12 protein-coding genes, 1 tRNA gene and 3 other RNA genes are annotated in these 18,614 nt (G+C 55.5%); 11 read left to right on the top strand and 5 right to left on the bottom strand.

What is annotated here, in order from left to right; genetic code table 11:
- Positions 1-66: 66 nt before the first annotated feature.
- The 10 genes from eptA (at position 67) to K6R05_RS07885 (ending at position 7,512) form a co-directional block, all read left to right on the top strand.
- Positions 67-1,695: a phosphoethanolamine transferase EptA gene (eptA, locus tag K6R05_RS07920; RefSeq protein WP_222925361.1), complete on the top strand. Its 1,629-nt coding sequence runs from the start codon at positions 67-69 to the stop codon at positions 1,693-1,695.
- Positions 1,695-2,375: a two-component system response regulator PmrA gene (gene pmrA / locus K6R05_RS07915; protein WP_161733179.1), complete on the top strand. Its 681-nt coding sequence runs from the start codon at positions 1,695-1,697 to the stop codon at positions 2,373-2,375. The genes eptA and pmrA overlap by 1 nt, the downstream gene beginning before the upstream one ends.
- Positions 2,372-3,430 carry a two-component system sensor histidine kinase PmrB gene (gene pmrB, locus K6R05_RS07910; RefSeq protein ID WP_161733181.1) on the top strand — a complete coding sequence of 353 codons (1,059 nt, stop codon included), beginning with the start codon at positions 2,372-2,374 and terminating at the stop codon, positions 3,428-3,430. Before pmrA ends, pmrB begins: the two co-directional genes overlap by 4 nt.
- Positions 3,431-3,738: 308 nt before the next feature.
- The gene (locus K6R05_RS07905) at positions 3,739-4,305 is read left to right on the top strand and encodes a flavin reductase family protein (RefSeq protein WP_202604897.1); all 567 of its coding nucleotides are present in this window, start codon (positions 3,739-3,741) and stop codon (positions 4,303-4,305) included.
- Between the two features lie 59 nt (positions 4,306-4,364).
- A complete protein-coding gene (msrA, locus tag K6R05_RS07900; RefSeq protein ID WP_013358241.1) occupies positions 4,365-4,898 on the top strand; it encodes a peptide-methionine (S)-S-oxide reductase MsrA in 534 nt (177 codons plus the stop codon).
- A gap of 271 nt (positions 4,899-5,169) precedes the next feature.
- A tRNA-Ser gene (locus K6R05_RS07895) sits at positions 5,170-5,257 on the top strand.
- 389 nt (positions 5,258-5,646) lie between these two features.
- A non-coding RNA gene (locus tag K6R05_RS22465) (RtT sRNA) lies at positions 5,647-5,774 on the top strand.
- 219 nt (positions 5,775-5,993) lie between these two features.
- Positions 5,994-6,121, top strand: a non-coding RNA gene (locus K6R05_RS22460) — RtT sRNA.
- A 389-nt stretch (positions 6,122-6,510) separates the two neighbouring features.
- A non-coding RNA gene (locus tag K6R05_RS07890) (RtT sRNA) lies at positions 6,511-6,638 on the top strand.
- Between the two features lie 316 nt (positions 6,639-6,954).
- Positions 6,955-7,512, top strand: coding sequence for a serine acetyltransferase (locus K6R05_RS07885; RefSeq protein WP_222925360.1), 558 nt, complete (start codon positions 6,955-6,957; stop codon positions 7,510-7,512).
- A 316-nt stretch (positions 7,513-7,828) separates the two neighbouring features.
- On the opposite strand, the gene phoH is transcribed toward K6R05_RS07885, so the two are convergent.
- From phoH to putP, 5 genes are all read right to left on the bottom strand, one after another.
- Positions 7,829-8,617 (bottom strand): phosphate starvation-inducible protein PhoH, encoded by a 789-nt coding sequence (gene phoH / locus K6R05_RS07880; RefSeq protein ID WP_161735993.1) that lies wholly within the window; start codon positions 8,615-8,617, stop codon positions 7,829-7,831.
- Between the two features lie 569 nt (positions 8,618-9,186).
- Positions 9,187-10,464 carry an iron uptake transporter deferrochelatase/peroxidase subunit gene (efeB, locus tag K6R05_RS07875; protein ID WP_161735994.1) on the bottom strand — a complete coding sequence of 426 codons (1,278 nt, stop codon included), beginning with the start codon at positions 10,462-10,464 and terminating at the stop codon, positions 9,187-9,189.
- 2 nt (positions 10,465-10,466) lie between these two features.
- Positions 10,467-11,579, bottom strand: a complete 1,113-nt coding sequence (efeO, locus tag K6R05_RS07870; protein ID WP_222925359.1) for an iron uptake system protein EfeO — start codon at positions 11,577-11,579, stop codon at positions 10,467-10,469.
- Between the two features lie 54 nt (positions 11,580-11,633).
- Positions 11,634-12,458: an iron uptake transporter permease EfeU gene (gene efeU, locus K6R05_RS07865; RefSeq protein ID WP_033783356.1), complete on the bottom strand. Its 825-nt coding sequence runs from the start codon at positions 12,456-12,458 to the stop codon at positions 11,634-11,636.
- Between the two features lie 191 nt (positions 12,459-12,649).
- On the bottom strand, positions 12,650-14,134 hold the full coding sequence (gene putP / locus K6R05_RS07860; protein WP_033732967.1) for a sodium/proline symporter PutP: 1,485 nt from the start codon (positions 14,132-14,134) through the stop codon (positions 12,650-12,652).
- Positions 14,135-14,585: 451 nt separating this feature from the next.
- On the opposite strand from putP, the gene putA reads away from it, so the two are divergent.
- A complete protein-coding gene (gene putA, locus K6R05_RS07855) occupies positions 14,586-18,533 on the top strand; it encodes a trifunctional transcriptional regulator/proline dehydrogenase/L-glutamate gamma-semialdehyde dehydrogenase (protein WP_222925358.1) in 3,948 nt (1,315 codons plus the stop codon).
- Positions 18,534-18,614 lie beyond the last annotated feature (81 nt).

The raw sequence follows: 18,614 nt of genomic DNA, 5'->3' as shown, positions 1-18,614 counted from the left end.
CTTAAGGTATTCCTAATATAGAAAGCGCAATCTCGTGACACTTTTATTACTCTGGTTCCTGCTCACATGGTGTTTACCCTGAAGAGGCCGCTAATTAGCCGCCTAAGCTTGCTGATCCTGGCTGCGGTTTATATCGCGGTTTTACTTAATATTGCTTATTACCGTCAGGTGCTGGCGGTAATGCCGCTGAACAACCTGCATACCACGCTGGTGTTTTTATCAATGCCATTCGTTGCCTTTAGCGTGATTAACATCGTGATTACGCTGGCCTCATTTGTCTGGCTGGATCGGCTGCTGGCCGCACTGTTTATTCTGCTCTCTGCGTCGGCACAGTTTTTTATTCAGACTTATAACATCGTGGTCGATCGCTCAATGATCACCAACATGATGGATACCACAGCTTCCGAATCCTTTGCGCTGATTACGCCGCAGCTGCTCTTCACCCTGCTCACCTCGGGCGTGCTGATGGCGTTACTGGTTTTCTGGCCGCGCATAAAACGGCAGCAGTGGCGTGGCGTGCTGGCGCGACTGCTCAGCGTGCTGCTTTCCGCCGCGCTGATCGTGCTGGTTGCCCTGCTCTTCTATAAAGATTACGCTTCGCTGTTTCGCAATAACCGCGAGCTGGTTAAAGCGCTCAGCCCTTCTAACAGCATTGCGGCAACGCTCTCCTGGTATAAGCATGAGCAGTTGCAGAATGTGCCGCTGGTACGCATTGGTGAAGATGCCCATCTGCAGCCCAGCCGCAGCAGCGGTAAGCCGAATCTGACCATTCTGGTGCTGGGAGAGACGTCGCGCGCGCAAAACTTCTCGCTGGGCGGTTACCGTCGTCTGACCAATCCTCTACTGGCGAAAGACGATGTGATCTACTTCCCGCACACGACCTCGTGCGGCACGGCGACGGCGGTTTCTGTGCCCTGTATGTTCTCCAACATGCCGCGCGCGCATTATGATGATGTGCTGGCTGCCCATCAGGAGGGACTGCTGGATATTATTCAGCGCGCCGGCATCAGCGTGTTATGGAATGAAAATGATGGTGGCTGCAAAGGTGCCTGTGACCGGGTGCCGCATCAGGACATGACCAGCCTGAACCTGCCCGGCATGTGTATTAATGGTGAATGTTATGACGAGGTGCTGTTCCACGGTCTGGACGACTACATCAGCCAGCTGAAAGGTAACGGGGTCATTGTCCTGCACACCATTGGCAGTCATGGCCCGACCTACAGCCATCGCTATCCCCCACAGTTCCGTCAGTTTGAACCGACCTGTGACACTAATCAGATTCAGGACTGTTCGCAACAACAGCTGATCAACACCTATGACAACACGCTGGTCAATGTGGATCATATTGTCGATAAGGCCATCAATGTCCTGCGCGCGCATCAGGATCGCTTCACCACCAGCCTGGTCTATCTTTCTGATCATGGTGAATCGCTGGGTGAAAATGGGGCTTACCTGCATGGTCTGCCCTATGCTATTGCCCCGGATACGCAGAAACATGTGCCGATGCTGATCTGGCTCTCTGATGATTATCAGAAACGTTATGCGGTTAATCGCGGCTGTCTGAACAAACGGGCGGCGACAGATGATTTTTCACAGGATAATCTCTTTTCAACCATGCTGGGATTAACCGGCACCGCGACCCACGAATATGTGCCTGCGGATGATATTTTGACGCCGTGTCGGAGCCAACCTTAATGAAGATACTGATTGTTGAAGATGATGCTCTGCTGCTGCAGGGCCTTATGCTGGCGCTGGAGGGCGAAGGCTATGTCTGCGATGGCGTGAAACGGGTACGCGATGCAGAAGCGCATTTCGCCAGCGGTCTCTATAGTCTGGTGGTGCTGGACCTGGGCTTGCCGGATGAAGATGGATTGCACTTCTTGATACGCCTGCGGCGGCAGAAGAAGATGACACCGGTGCTGATCCTGACCGCGCGCGACACCATCAGCGAGCGCATTGCCGGGCTCGACGCGGGTGCTGATGACTATCTGATTAAACCGTTTTCGCTGGATGAGCTGCTGGCGCGCATCCGCGCCCTGATTCGCCGTCACGTCAATCAGGGCGACAGCCAGGTGAGAGTCGGCTCGCTGGCGCTGGATATGACCCATCGTCAGATCACCCTCGGCGATATGCTGCTGGATCTGACGCCCAAAGAGTTTGCGATTCTGTCACGACTGATGCTGAAGGCCGGCAATCCGGTTCACCGTGAAATTCTCTACCAGGACATCTATAACTGGGAGACCGAGCCTTCTACTAATACGCTGGAAGTGCATATCCATAATCTGCGCGACAAAATTGGCAAAAGCGCCATTCGTACCGTGCGCGGATTTGGTTATGCGCTGGTGACGCAGGATGGCGTTCGCGAGGCCACATGATAAAACGTTTCGATCACCGCAGTATGCGCTTTCGCCTGATCCTGACTATTGGTCTGATCCTGCTGGTATTCCAGGTGATCAGCGTGGTCTGGCTGTGGCATGAGAGTAAAGAGCAGATTCAGTTTCTGGTGGAAGCGCAGTTGCAGAAGCGCAACATGGACAGCCACGTGAAGCGTGAAATCCACGAAGCAGTGGCCAGCCTGGCGGTGCCGAGTCTGGTGATGATTACGCTGACGCTGCTGCTTTGCTATCAGGCGGTGAAATGGGTCACCCGACCGCTGTATCAGCTGCAGCGGGAACTGGAAAGCCGCAGCGAAGAGAATCTCGATCCCGTCACCTGTCACAGTCAGGTTCATGAGATCGATGCGGTAACTCAGGCGATAAACCAGCTGGTCGCCCGCCTCAACAGCAGTCTGGAGCGCGAAAGATTGTTTACCGCCGACGTGGCGCATGAGTTGCGCACGCCGCTGGCGGGATTACGGCTCCACCTGGAGTTAATCGAACGCAACAGCGATGTCAAAGTTCAGCCGCTGGTGCAACGCCTGGATCAGATGACCCACAGCGTATCGCAGCTGCTGAATCTGGCGCGCGCCGGACAGTCATTTACCTCAGGCACCTATCAGAACGTCGGGCTGATCGAAGATGTGATCCTGCCGATGGAAGCGGAGCTGAGTATCATGCTGGAGGCGCATCAGCAGACGCTGGTTCTGGATCTGCCGCAGGCGCAGTTTGTGCGTGGTGATGCCACCCTGCTGAAGATGCTGCTGCGTAACCTGGTGGAGAACGCCCATCGCTACAGCCCGGATAACAGTACTATCAGCGTGCAGCTGCTGTCTGTGCCACAGCCCATGATGGTGGTGGAAGATGAGGGACCGGGAATTGATGAAAGTAAAAGTGGTGAGCTGAGTAAAGCGTTTATCCGGATGGACAGTCGCTATGGCGGTATCGGACTCGGGCTGAGCATTGTCAGCCGCATCGTCCAGTTACACCGTTTTCAGTTTTTCTTAGAGAACCGTCGCGACCGGAGCGGTTGCCGGGCCGTCATTAAGTTTTAAGCGGTAAACCAGGCAAACAGGAACAGTACAACCGTTGCTGCGGCAATCAGCAGAGCCGTATATTCGCTCATCGGACGTGTCGGAGTGACAGCCAGGGTAGCAGGGGCAGTTTTCATAGTATTCTCCTCCGTTAAAGCAGGCAGTATCGCGCCTGCATATTAAGGAAACCTTAAGCTCGCGAGACGATCGGTGAAAATGTCTGCTCTGTCCTGTTTCTCCCATGGCCCCCTTTATGCCCGCTAACCTTCCTGCCGCACCCGCAGGGTGCTCTACACTTAATGGCACCATTCCGTTAAAGGAGCTACGCCATGAGCCAACGCATGCACAAATATGCTTTTCCGGTCAGCAAAGCCCGTAAATATCTTGAGCCCGGACCGGTATTGCTGCTCAGTTCGCAGTATCAGGATCAGCATGACATTATGACGCTCGGCTGGCACACGGTGCTGGAGTTCTCTCCGTCACTGGTCGGCTGCATGATTGCCGGCATGAATCACAGCCACGAGCTGATCCGCAACAGCGGTCAGTGCGTGCTGAATATCCCTTCTGCCTCGCTGATTAATGAAGTGGTGGCTGTCGGCAACAGCCACGGTGACAGTATTGATAAGTTTGAGGCGTTTGGCCTGACGCCGGAACCGGCTCAGGTAGTGGTTGCGCCAATGATTGCCGAATGTTTTGCCAGCTTTGAATGTCAGCTTTATGACGATTCTATGGTCGCCCGCTACAACCTGTTTATTTTTGAGATCGTCAAAGCGCATGTCGTCGGGGAGCCCGAATATCCCGCTACCCTGCACTATACCGGTGAAGGCCGCTTCAGCGTGATGGGCGACAAAATGCTGGATAAAAGCGGAGATTTTAAACCGGAGATGCTCATCTAGTTGAAAGCGCTCTGCTGCGCCCCCATTCACCTCTTTCGACCTGACAGGAGTAAATTATTATGGCAATCGAATACGCAGTTATCGCTGGCGGCTGTTTCTGGTGTACCGAAGCGGTATTTAAGGACGTGATCGGCGTAGAGTCGGTTGAAAGCGGCTATACCGGCGGAGCCCGTCCTAATCCGACCTATGAGCAGGTCTGCAGCGGTGCAACCGGTCATGCAGAAGCGATCCGCATTGGCTTTGATCCGGAGCAGGTAACCTACGGCGATCTGCTGGATATCAGCTTTGTCACGCATGATCCGACCCAGCTTAACCGTCAGGGCAATGATATCGGCACCCAGTATCGCTCCGCCATTTTCCCGGCGAATGCAGAACAGGAAGCAGAAGCGCGTGCCGCCATTGAACGCGCCCAGGCCGACCATGATGTGCCCGTGGTCACCACGATTGAGCCGCTGAAAGAGTGGTATCCCGCCGAGGCTTATCATCAGGATTACTGGGAAGGCGCGGGCCAGCGCAACGGCTACTGCATGGCCGTGATCCCACCGAAACTGCAGAAGCTGCGCAAGAGCTTCGCTAATCGGGTGAAGAGCTGATTTAGCGTCTGACGGTGCGGCGCCCGGCTGGGATACAGGCCCGGACGCCGCACCGGGTTATTTCAGTCGTAACGCAGCCCTGAAAATGACCCGGTCTGCTTCTTTGTTACTGTGGAATATTGCGCATAAACGGCCGGTTTTAAGCCGCAGTAAATCGATTCGTTCAGAGCTTAAGCGAATAGATCGAAAGAAAAAAATAGTGCTTGACCCTTTTCAGCCGACTCCCTATAGTAGCGCCCCGTTGACCCAGCGCGGTCAGCGAAGTAAATGTGGTGAGGTGTCCGAGTGGCTGAAGGAGCACGCCTGGAAAGTGTGTATACGGCAACGTATCGGGGGTTCGAATCCCCCTCTCACCGCCACATTCTGAAGAAGAGCCTGAACAAATGTTCAGGCTTTTTTTTTGCCTATTGCACTGCGAGAGGGGGTGAGAACCCCCGCCGGGGTTCGACAGCAGGTGAAACCTGCTGGACAGCGGAGCCTGCGACGCTGCCCGCAGGGTGAGCGCAGCGAATCCATCCCCCTCTCACCGCCACATTCTGAAGAAGAGCCTGAACAAATGTTCAGGCTTTTTTTTTGCATATTGCACTGCGAGAGGGTGAGAACCCCCGCCGGGGTTCGACAGCAGGTGAAACCTGCTGGACAGCGGAGCCTGCGACGCTGCCCGCAGGGTGAGCGCAGCGAATCCATCCCCCTCTCACCGCCACATTCTGAAGAAGAGCCTGAACAAATGTTCAGGCTTTTTTTTTGCATATTGCACTGCGAGAGGGGGTGAGAACCCCCGCCGGGGTTCGACAGCAGGTGAAACCTGCTGGACAGCGGAGCCTGCGACGCTGCCCGCAGGGTGAGCGCAGCGAATCCATCCCCCTCTCACCGCCACATTCTGAAGAAGAGCCTGAACAAACGTTCAGGCTTTTTTTTTTGCCTATTGCACTACGAGAGGGGGTGAGAAGCCCCGCCGGGGTTCGACAGCAGGTGAAAGCTGCTGGACAGCGGAGCCTGCGACGCTGCCCGCAGGGTGAGCGCAGCGAATCCATCCCCCTCTCACCGCCACATTCTGAAGAAGAGCCTGAACAAATGTTCAGGCTTTTTTTTTGCATATTGCACTGCGAGAGGGGGTGAGAACCCCCGCCGGGGTTCGACAGCAGGTGAAACCTGCTGGACAGCGGAGCCTGCGACGCTGCCCGCAGGGTGAGCGCAGCGAATCCATCCCCCTCTCACCGCCACATTCTGAAGAAGAGCCTGAACAAACGTTCAGGCTTTTTTTTTGCCTATTGCACTGCGAGAGGGGGTGAGAACCCCCGCCGGGGTTCGACAGCAGGTGAAAGCTGCTGGACAGCGGAGCCTGCGACGCTGCCCGCAGGGTGAGCGCAGCGAATCCATCCCCTCTCACCGCCACATTCTGAAGAAGAGCCTGAACAAACGTTCAGGCTTTTTTTTGCATATTGCACAGCGAGAGGGGGTGAGAACCCCCGCCGGGGTTCGACAGCAGGTGAAACCTGCTGGACAGCGGAGCCTGCGACGCTGCCCGCAGAGTGAGCGCAGCGAATCCATCCCCCTCTCACCGCCACATTCTGAAGAAGAGCCTGAACAAATGTTCAGGCTTTTTTTTTGCATATTGCACTGCGAGAGGGGGTGAGAACCCTCGCCGGGGTTCGACAGCAGGTGAAACCTGCTGGACAGCGGAGCCTGCGACGCTGCCCGCAGGGTGAGCGCAGCGAATCCATCCCCCTCTCACCGCCACATTCTGAAGAAGAGCCTGAACAAACGTTCAGGCTTTTTTTTTTTGCATATTGCACTACGAGAGGGGGTGAGAAGCCCCACAGTGGAAACGATCGCATGCTGAGCGAATTCCTCTCTTCGCTGATGTTCTCTTCTTTAATTTTCCTATCCTTTGCTCATTATTCTTATTTGAGGCCATTAATTAAATTTACGTAATTCTCAAACTGGAAAGTTTATATTTAATTCTGCGACACATTAAGTGACCTGCCTCAAAAGGCATCTGCTATAGCCTGTTACTATACGCGGCTAAAAATTTGCAAGACGCTGATAATGAACGATGAAAAAAGATGAATTAAAAAAACACCTGTATGAATGTTTACGCTTCGAAGTGATGATGAGTGAGAAACCTTTTAGCTGGACACGTACGCTTCATAAAGCCTTAAAGTGTCCGGACAGGCGATTTAACTTCTGGTGGCGGATTGTCTCATTTCTGTACCATTCCGAGAGTAAAACCTCAAAGATGCTCGCGAAGAAAATTAATCGCAAATTAATTCAGAAGTACAACACTGAAATCCAGCCCGGCACCCAAATCGGACCGGGACTGACCGTCAGCCACTTCTTATCGGTGGTGATAAATGAATGCACCGTTATTGGCCGTAATTTCAAAATCCGTCAGAACTCCACGATCGGCATCCCCGGCCGCACAGATAACAGCACATCCGCCCGCATCGTTATTGGCGATAACGTTGAAGTGGGTGCCGGAAGTTGCATCATTGGGGACGACCTGGTCATAGGAAGTAACGTGACTATCGGCGCGATGTCATTTATCAATAAAAGCATCCCGGACAATAGCGTTGTTTATACCGAAAAAATTCTGGTCATCCGCGGTAAATAACAGCCAGCATTGTGGTTAAACTGCACGAAAGTTTCCTGCATAACGCTATGCAGGGCGTACCTTTGAATGCCAGCCTGCATTAATACGAAGTCATGATTAAGCCTTTAATGCCTGACTTATCAGCATCAGCCTGTTATTAAGTCCGTCAGGCAACATCCATTGCCTCAGCTTTTTTATATCAAAGTCTGCGGTGCCATCATTAACGACGTCACCTGTTATTCTGACATCCACTCCGTCCTGGCGCCCTAACCTAAACAGACAAAAGAAAACCCGGCCGGAGCCGGGTTTGGGCGCTACACTTCTACTCAATCGAACGCTAGCTATATGCGTGCAGGGTGCGCTGACAAAGCGCAGAACGCACACAATCCTCTTTGCCAAAGCGCACAATGCCAACCATCTCGTCCTCTTCAAAACGCGCCAGCGCGTCCGCGAGACCGGAAGGCACCCCAGCGGGCAAGTCGCACTGGGTAATATCGCCGTTAACAATGACCGTGACGTTTTCGCCCAGTCGGGTCAGGAACATTTTCATCTGCGCGGCGGTCACGTTCTGCGCCTCGTCCAGAATCACCACAGCATTTTCAAAGGTGCGGCCTCGCATATAGGCGAAGGGCGCAATCTCTACCTTGGCAATTTCCGGACGCAGACAATATTGCATAAATGATGTGCCAAGACGTTTAACCAGAATGTCATAAACCGGGCGAAAATAAGGGGCGAATTTCTCAGAAATATCACCGGGCAGGAATCCCAAATCCTCATCTGCCTGAAGTACCGGGCGCGTAACGATAATCCTGTCGATATCCTTATTAATCAGGGCTTCAGCCGCTTTCGCAGCACTGATCCAGGTTTTACCGCACCCGGCTTCACCGGTTGCGAAGATCAGCTGTTTTCTCTCTATGGCGTTAAGATAGTGCGCCTGAGCTTCATTACGGGCTTCAATCGGCAACCGGTCACGCGTATCGCGCGCCATGCCAATGGCATCCAGTCCGCTCATATGCACCAGCGAAGTGACCGACTCTTCTTCACGCTGACGATGACTCCGGGAGTCATTACGAAGCACTCTTCTTGCTTCACGACGCGCTTTGATCACTGCTTTCTGTCTTCCCATAGTGGCACCTTTCAGTTGGTTTCATTTCCCGCGCAGGCCGGTGGCCCGTTGCGATTACGTGAACGCTTTAGAGGTTTCAGTTGGCTTCCTTTTGAGCCATGACAGGACAGGATAGTGGGTATACAGCAGCGCAATAGCGTGGCTGAACACCGGATAAAACAGGCTGTGCTAAGACGAAAGAAATGGTTGAAGGAAGGGAGAAATAACGAGGCAGAATTGCCCTCGCGGTCAGGCGCAATTTATTCAGTGACAGTAACGTTCCATAAAAGACTCGACCCATGCGCGAACTCCAGTGTGATACATCGACACATCCGATTACGCCTGTTGAATAAAGTGCATCATTTCGTTGGACCTTTGCAATAGTAATTTTACCTGCTGGCAAAGGAATTGCTAATCACACGTAACTATTTCTTTTAAGGCGAAATGTAAAATCCATAGATTACAGTGAATTAGCTTATTTGATATATGCCAGAGCATGGCTTAATCTCAGCTAAAACTCAGTAAGCAAAGCGTTGAAACCTAAAAGGCAGGCGGTTGAGGATAAGCCGCCTGCGATGGTTAAATTTTAATCAGGCTTCCAGCAACGACTGTGCTAAATAATGGCTGGCGTCGGGGACACCGGGTAAAACGAAAAAGTAACCGCCGCCAAAAGGCCGGATATATTCTTCCAGCGCTTCACCGTTCAGACGCTGCTGCACGGTCAGAAACCCACGTTCCAGATCGTGCTGGTAGCAGACGAACAGCAGCCCCATCTCCAGCTGGCCGGATGCGGAGATACCCGCCGAGTAACTGTAGCCACGTCGCAGCATCAGGCTGCTGGCCGTCTCAGGTGTACGAGGGTTAGCAAGACGGATATGCGCATCCAGTGCAATCACATCGCCGTCCGGATCACGGGCGTAATCCGGAACGTCACGCTCATGCTTCATCCCCAGCGGCGCGCCGCTCAGCTTCTCGCGTCCAAAGATAGTCTGCTGCTCACCCAGCGGCGTGCGGTCCCACATTTCGACGTGAAAGCGGATAAGCCGCACGGCCTGATAGCTGCCGTTGCGTGCCCAGGCAGGTTCATCCTGGTCCGCGGTCACCCAAAGCAGCTGTTTCATTAACGCAGAATCGTGAGTATCCGGATTCGCGGTGCCATCTTTAAAGCCCAGCAGATTGATCGGCGTCTCCTGCCCCTGACTGCGTGCCGCGTGGTCGGAGATAAAGCCTTCACGCCGCCAGCGTACACCCAGCAGATCGGGCGTATGCTTGATGATGTCACGCAGGGCATGAATCACCGTATCCTGCGTATTGGCACAAATCTGCAACAGCAGGTCCCCATGACACTGGCTGGCATCCAGCGAATCATTGGGGAAGCGCGTCATCGGCTGCAATTTTTTCGGCTTACGCGGCGCCAGACCAAAGCGTTCATCAAACAGCGAATGCCCGACCGATACGGTAATCGTCAGATTATCCGGCGCGATCGTCGCCCCCAGAATGCCGGAATCCATCGGTGGCAGTTGCGGATTGGTGACCGCAGGTGCCGGACCGCCCGTCGTGAGAAAGGCGATACGCTGGGTCAGCAGCTGAAACAGACGCTTCAGTTCGGCTTTATCGCTGCTGAGCAGGTCAAACGCCACCAGCATCATTGATGCCTGCTGGGGCGTCGTGATCCCCGCCTGATGCTGACCATAAAACGGCTGCGTCTGCTGTCGCGCCTGCGGCGTCACCGTACCTGGCGAAAAGCTGTCAGCGGCAGCGGTATGGAACGGACAGCCGCCGCCGATAGCCGCAGCCCCGCCCAGCAGACCCAGTCCTTTCAGTAAACGACGGCGCGCAGGCTGCGCGTCATCTTCCTTACGACTCATGATTAATCCAGACCCAGAGTGCCACGAAGTAATGAAAGATCTTCCGCCAGCGCGGTGATCGGCCCTTTCAGCGCGTTACGGTCGGCGCTGGTCAGCTTCTCATAGGATTCGAAACCGGTCTGGGTGCGGTACTTGCTCAGGATCGCATCCACTTTTTTAAAGTTGGCGTCAACTTTGGCCAGCAGTTGCGGATTCGCTTTGCTCACCAGAGGGCGCAGCAGCTCAACGATTTTCTGTGCGCCATCGATATTGGCCTGGAAATCCCACAGGTCGGTGCGGCTGTAGCGATCTTCTTCGCCGGAAATCTTGCTGGAGGCCACTTCTTCAATCAGACCGGCTGCGCCGCCGACCACTTTGGCTGGCGGAAAGGCCAGCTCACTGATGCGCACCTGCAGATCTTTCACATCTTTATTCAGCTGCTCAGCGTAGTCCGCCATGCCTTTGGTGCTGTTATCAGCAAACAGCGCTTTCTCCAGACGGTGGAAACCGGTGAACTTCGGATCGGCTGATTTCTTTTCGTAGTCATCTTCGCGGGCATCAATGCTGCCGTCGAGATCGGAGAACAGCTCAGCAATCGGCTCAATGCGCTCATAGTACTGACGCGTTGGGGCAAACAGCGCTTTGGCTTTTTCCACATCGCCCGCTTTAACCGCGTCCGTGAATACCTGAGTGCTGCTCACCAGCTGGTTCACCTGCTCCGTCACATAAGCTTTATATTCGGTGATCGGCCCTTCGAGCTGCATACGTGCGGAAGTGCTGTTTGTCGCTGCGCCCTCACCTTTTACAATCAGCTTGCCTTTTGGATTGCTCAGCAGGCCACAGGTCATCTCATATTCACCCGCTTCCAGATTAGCGGTCAGCTTCTGACTGAAGCCCGGTGCGATATTTTCACGCTCTTCCACCACCAGCACGCCTTTGAGGATCTCCCACTCCAGCGCTTTCTGGCTGTTATTTTTAATCAGGAACTGGGTTTTGCCAGCCTTGACCGTCAGGTTCATCGGCTCACACTGCCTGTCATTGACGCTTACGGTAACCTGAGGAATCGCTGCGGTAGCCGATGCGGAGATTGCCAGCAGAGGAAGCAGCAGCGCCTTGCGGCGGAAACGCATTGTCATCTCGATATTCCCTGTTAAGTTGCAGGCGCGACGGGCGCGCCTAAAAATGTCTGATTAGACCGTTGCCGACGCTGCAGGCCGCGCAGGCATAAAGAACAGAATCAGCGCCGGGATCAGATAGACGAAGTAAATCGTCACTTCACTCACGCTTGGCGTCTCCTGATAACCCAGAATGCCTTCCAGCAGCGTACCGAACAGCGAATGGGTCGATAAGGTATTGCTGAGATCGAAGGCCACATCCTGAAAGCGATTCCACAATCCTGCTTCGTGGAAGGCGCGAATCGCACCGGCTGCCAGGCCCGCTGCGACAAACAGGATGAAGACGCTGGTCCAGCGGAAGAAATGCGCCATGTTCAGGCGTATACCGCCCCAGTAAAGCAGCATGCCCAGCACCACGGCGGTTGCCAGACCCAGTACCGCGCCGATCGGCGGCGCATAACCGACATCCTGCGTAAAGGCCGCCAGCAGGAAGAACACCGACTCCAGCCCTTCACGTGCCACGGCAAGAAATACCATCAGCACCAGCGCCAGACCGCCCCGACCGGAACGTTGCAGCGCCTGATCGACCGCCTGCTCAAGTTCGACCCGGATGTTTCGGGCGACTTTGCGCATCCAGAACACCATTGAGGTCAGGATCACCACCGCAATCACCGCCACGATGCCCTCAAACAGCTCCTGCTCTTTTTGCGGGAATTCACCGGTAGTGGCATTGATAAACAGACCCAGACCCAGACAGAGCGCAGCGGCGATAAACACGCCAGCCCACATTGCCGGAAACCATTGGGTGCGCTGGGTGCGCTTGAGATAGCTGGCTATCAGGCTGACTATCAGCGCGGCTTCAAGCCCTTCGCGCAGCATGATGAGAAATGGAACAAACATCGCCAACCTCTTGAATGTTAAGCAGCGTCAATGAACAGTAAAATCAGGTAAAGTGTAAACGATACCGATTATCATTATCGCTGCGAAAAAAACAAGTTACTGGCGGAGATAATTTCATCTTTGGGTGATTTATCTTTGTAACAAAAAAAGCCCGCTCCTTACGGGGCGGGCTCTCATGACTAACGCTTCGCTTATTTGGTCTGGAACTCCGCTTCTGCGGCAGCAAAGCGCTGCTGCGCTTCGGCTGAAGGTTCACGTCCCATCAGGCTGAAGACTACAATCGCGATGCTGGCGAAGATGAAGCCAGGAATGATTTCATACAGTCCCAGCCAGCCATACTGTTTCCATACCAGCACGGTCAGCGCACCGATGATCATCCCCGCCAGCGCACCGTTGCGGTTCATACGCTTCCAGCAGACGCCAAACAGCACTACCGGACCAAACGCCGCACCAAAACCCGCCCATGCGTAGCTTACCAGGCCCAGCACACGGTTTTCCGGGTTTGACGCCAGCGCAATCGCAATCAACGCCACCAGCAGCACCATCAGACGCCCTACCCATACCAGCTCTTTCTGACTGGCATTTTTGCGCAGGAAGCCTTTATAGAGGTCTTCGGTCAGGGCGCTGGAGCAGACCAGCAGCTGACAGCTCAGCGTGGACATCACGGCTGCCAGAATCGCTGACAGCAGAATACCGGCAATCCACGGGTTGAAGAGAATGCGTGCCAGCTCGATAAAGACGCGCTCAGCGTTGTCATTGACGCCGGTTGCCAGGGTCGGGTTGTTCTGGAAGTAGGCGATACCGAAGAAACCGACGGCCACCGCGCCCGCCAGACAGAGCACCATCCACGCCATACCGATACGGCGTGCGGTGCGGATAGAGCGATGCGAATCTGCCGCCATAAAGCGCGCCAGAATATGGGGTTGCCCGAAGTAGCCCAGACCCCAGCCGAGCAGGGAGATGACCGCGACGAAGTTCAGCCCTTTGAGCATATCGAGGTTTTCAAGGCTTTTCGCCTCAATCACCGTCAGCGAATCGGACCAGCCGCCTACTGCGATAATGACAAACACCGGGGTCAGGATCAGCGCAAAAATCATCAGGCTTGCCTGAACGGTATCGGTCCAGCTCACCGCCAGGAAACCGCCCACCAGCGTATAGAGAATGGTCGCTGCTGCACCCGCCCACAGAGCCGTCTGGTAGTCCATACCAAAGGTGCTTTCAAACAGACGCGCACCGGCCACCACGCCCGAGGCGCAGTAGATGGTGAAGAATACCAGAATCACAATAGCGGAGATGACGCGCAGAATTTTACTGTGGTCTTCAAAGCGGCTGGTAAAGAAGTCCGGCAGGGTCAGCGCGTTATTGTGATGTTCGGTCTGAACACGCAGGCGACCGGCCACGATTTTCCAGTTCAGCCAGGCACCGATAGTCAGGCCAATCGCAATCCAGCTCTCAGAGATGCCGGAAATGAAAATGGCTCCCGGTAAGCCCATCAGCAGCCAGCCGCTCATATCGGATGCACCGGCAGAGAGTGCCGTGACCACGCTACCCAGACTGCGGCCACCGAGGATGTAATCATCGAAGTTTTTGGTCGAGCGATAAGCCGCAAAACCGATTAATACCATCCCAAGAATATAAACCACAAAGGTCACCAGCATCGGTGTACTTACACTCATCTGTCTCTCCACTTATTATTTGATATCCCAGAGAAATCGCCAGCTACCCGCCTGCCGGAACGGGGCAAAGCGGGTCGATTTTCTTCGTCAGGGCGTCAGTCATTTCCCAGCGGCGCGGTATCCTGCCGGAAAGGCGTTCCGCGCACAATGGATTTAACACAGGCGTTACAGTTATTTCACTAACCGTTTGTGAAAACGTGCTGATAGGTTGCACTCGCTCACAGTTATCCGGTTGTACCTCTGTATAACCGGCCGTAAACCCGCTTTTTATCGGGCCTGCCGACCTGGCGAGGATCTTGCAGCAATATCCGTGCCGCATTGCGGGATTTAACAATTGCTGATGTAAGAAGGGTGTTAACTGGCTCACATTTAACACGGTTGCACAAAGTTGCAACTTAAGTGATAGTGCAGCCAACGCCGTACTGAACCACTATTAAGGAGCTCTGGAGTCATGGCTACAACCACCATGGGTGTAAAACTGGATGACGCGACACGCGAGCGCATCAAACTGGCTGCGCAGCGAATTGATCGCACGCCACACTGGCTGATTAAACAGGCGGTCTTTAACTATCTGAGCCAGCTGGAGAGCGGCGACGCCGTGCCGGAGATCCCGCTTTCTGCCCAGGCAGCCGCGGAATCTGACGACATCCAGTCAGAGGAGACGCACCAGCCGTTCCTTGACTTCGCAGAGCAGATTTTACCTCAGTCCGTGACGCGTTCAGCGGTGACTGCCGCCTGGCGTCGCCCGGAGACCGATGCGGTACCGATGATGCTGGAGCAGGCACGGTTACCCGCGGCGCTGGCAGAGAAAACGCATCAGCTGGCTTACCAGCTTGCCGACAGGCTGCGGCACCAGAAAGGTGCAACCGGACGCGCTGGCATGGTGCAAAGCCTGCTGCAGGAGTTCTCGCTTTCTTCACATGAAGGTGTGGCGTTAATGTGTCTGGCGGAAGCGCTGTTGCGTATTCCTGACAAGCCGACACGCGATGCGCTCATCCGCGACAAGATTAGCAACGGTAACTGGCAGTCTCACCTGGGACGCAGCCCATCGCTGTTTGTCAACGCCGCGACCTGGGGCCTGCTGTTTACCGGCCGTCTGGTCTCGACCCACAACGAGGCGAATCTTTCCAGCTCGCTCAACCGCATCATCGGTAAGGGCGGCGAGCCCCTGATCCGCAAAGGCGTGGATATGGCGATGCGTCTGATGGGTGAGCAGTTCGTCACCGGTGAAACCATTGCTGAAGCGCTGGCCAATGCCCGCAAGCTGGAAGAGAAAGGCTTCCGTTACTCTTACGATATGCTGGGCGAAGCGGCCCTGACCGCAGGCGATGCTAAAGCCTATCTGCTCTCTTATCAGCAGGCGATCCACGCCATCGGTAAAGCGTCGAATGGTCGTGGCATTTATGAAGGCCCGGGCATCTCCATCAAGCTCTCAGCCCTGCATCCCCGCTACAGCCGCGCACAGTATGAGCGCGTGATGGAAGAGCTCTACCCTATTCTGAAATCACTGACGCTGCTGGCTCGCTCCTATGACATCGGCATCAACATCGACGCAGAAGAAGCTGACCGCCTGGAACTGTCGCTGGATTTACTGGAAAAGCTCTGTTTCGAACCAGAGCTGGAAGGCTGGAACGGCATCGGCTTCGTGATTCAGGCCTACATGAAACGCTGTCCGTTTGTGATCGATGAGCTAATCGATCTGGCGCAGCGCAGCCGCCGTCGTCTGATGATCCGTCTGGTGAAAGGCGCGTACTGGGACAGCGAAATCAAGCGCGCCCAGATGGAAGGTCTGGAAGGCTACCCGGTTTACACCCGTAAGGTTTACACCGATATCTCTTACCTGGCCTGCGCCCGCAAACTGCTTTCTGTTCCCAGCCTGATCTATCCGCAGTTTGCTACGCACAATGCCCACACCCTGGCCGCGATTTATCAGCTGGCAGGCAACAACTACTATCCGGGGCAGTATGAGTTCCAGTGTCTGCACGGCATGGGTGAACCGCTGTATGAGCAGGTCGTCGGCAAAGTGGCGGACGGCAAGCTTAACCGTCCCTGCCGCATCTATGCGCCGGTCGGCACCCATGAAACCCTGCTGGCCTATCTGGTTCGTCGACTGCTGGAGAACGGGGCCAACACCTCCTTCGTTAACCGCATTGCCGATACCTCGCTGCCGATTGATGAGCTGGTAGCCGATCCGGTAACTGCCGTCGAGAAACTGGGTGCCAGCGAAGGCGCCATTGGCCTGCCGCATCCGAAGATCCCCCTGCCGCGTGAGCTGTATGGCGAGAACCGCGTGAACTCAGCGGGTCTGGATATGGCTAACGAGCACCGTCTCGCCTCACTCTCCAGCGCCCTGCTGAGCAGCGCTGCACAGCCCTGCCTGGCCGAGCCGATGATCGACGGTGAAGCGGGTGCGGGTGAGTTGCGCGATATTCTGAACCCGGCCGCACCGGGCGATCGTGTGGGTCAGGTGCGTGAAGCCACAGAACAGGAAGTCTCTGTGGCGCTGGATGCTGCCGTGAACAGCGGACCGATCTGGTTTGCCACCCCACCGCAGGAGCGCGCGGCGATACTGGAACGCGCCGCACAGATTATGGAAGGCCAGATGCAGCAGCTGCTTGGCATCCTGGTGCGTGAAGCAGGCAAAACGTATAACAACGCCATCGCGGAAGTGCGCGAAGCGGTTGATTTCCTCTATTACTACGCCGGTATGGTGCGTGACGATTTCGACAATGAAACGCATCGTCCACTGGGTCCGGTGGTCTGCATCAGCCCATGGAACTTCCCGCTGGCGATCTTTACCGGCCAGATTGCGGCTGCACTGGCAGCAGGCAACAGCGTGCTGGCTAAACCGGCTGAGCAGACACCGCTGATTGCTGCACAGGCAGTTCAGATCCTGCTGGATGCGGGTGTGCCACCAGGCGTACTGCAACTGCTGCCGGGTCAGGGAGAAACGGTGGGCGCACAGCTGACCGGTGACAATCGGGTGCGCGGCGTGATGTTTACCGGCTCAACCGCGGTCGCAACCCTGCTGCAGCGTAATCTGGCCGGTCGCCTTGACCAGCATGGTCGTCCGGTGCCGCTGATTGCTGAAACCGGCGGGATGAATGCAATGATTGTCGACTCTTCCGCGCTGACTGAGCAGGTGGTGATCGATATCGTCGCATCGGCCTTCGACAGTGCCGGACAGCGCTGTTCTGCCCTGCGTCTGCTTTGCATTCAGGAAGATGTCGCTGACCATACGCTGAAGATGCTGCGCGGCGCGATGGCGGAGTGCCGCATGGGCAATCCGGAGCGCTTCTCAACCGACATCGGCCCGGTGATTGATGCTGAGGCAAAAGCCAATATCGATCGCCATATTCAGGTGATGCGCAACAAGGGCTTCACGGTTTACCAGGCGGTACAGGATAACCCGCAGGACAGCAAAGAGTGGACCAGCGGCACCTTTGTCAAACCGACGCTGATTGAGCTGAATCAGGTCAGCGATCTGGATAAAGAGATTTTTGGACCGGTGCTGCATGTAGTGCGCTTCACCCGCAATAACCTGCCGAAGCTGGTTGAGCAGATCAACGCCTCCGGCTATGGCCTGACGCTGGGTGTGCATACCCGCATCGACGAGACCATCGCACAGGTTACGGCCAACGCCCGTGTCGGTAACCTCTACGTTAACCGCAACATGGTCGGTGCAGTGGTCGGTGTGCAGCCGTTTGGTGGGGAAGGCTTATCCGGAACGGGTCCGAAAGCGGGCGGTCCGCTCTATCTCTACCGCCTGCTGGCCAGTCGTCCGGATGGCGCGCTGCGTCTGACCTTTGATCGTCAGGATGCCGAGCGTCCGGCAGACAGCACGCTGCGTCAGTCTCTGCTGGCACCGCATCAGGCGCTGAGCAACTGGGCGAAAGATAAGCCTGAACTGGCTGAACTCTGCCAGCACTATGACGAGCTGGCCCAGGCGGGCGTGGTCCGTCTGCTGCCTGGCCCGACCGGCGAGCGCAATACCTTCTCGCTGCTGCCGCGTGATCAGGTGCTTTGTCTGGCGGATAATGAGCAGGATGCGTTGATCCAGCTGGCTGCGGTCACCAGCGTGGGCAGTAAAGCGCTGTGGCAGGATGATGAGCTGCATCGCGCCCTGCGCGCCTCGCTGCCTGATGCCGTGAAAGCGCGCATCACGCTGGCACGTGATCCGTTAGCGGCAGAGTTTGATGCGGTGATCTATCACGGCGATGCCGATCAGCTGCGTACGCTGTGCGAGCAGATTGCAGCGCGTGACGGCGCGATTGTCTCGGTGCAGGGCTTTGCCCGTGGCGAAACCAATCTGCTGCTTGAGCGTCTGCTGATTGAGCGCTCGCTGAGTGTGAATACCGCGGCGGCGGGTGGTAATGCGAGTCTGATGACCATTGGGTAGCGCTGAAGCTTAAGGGGCTTGTTCGCTGCGCGAACGGGCTTACAGCTGAGCTGTTGCTGTGGGTTGTTCGCTGCGCGAACG

Origin of the sequence: Pantoea alfalfae (assembly GCF_019880205.1) — a bacterium.
Taxonomy (GTDB): domain Bacteria; phylum Pseudomonadota; class Gammaproteobacteria; order Enterobacterales; family Enterobacteriaceae; genus Pantoea; species Pantoea alfalfae.
The sequence above is the reverse complement of the archived record's forward strand: the minus strand, read 5'-3'. Positions and strand labels throughout refer to the sequence as shown.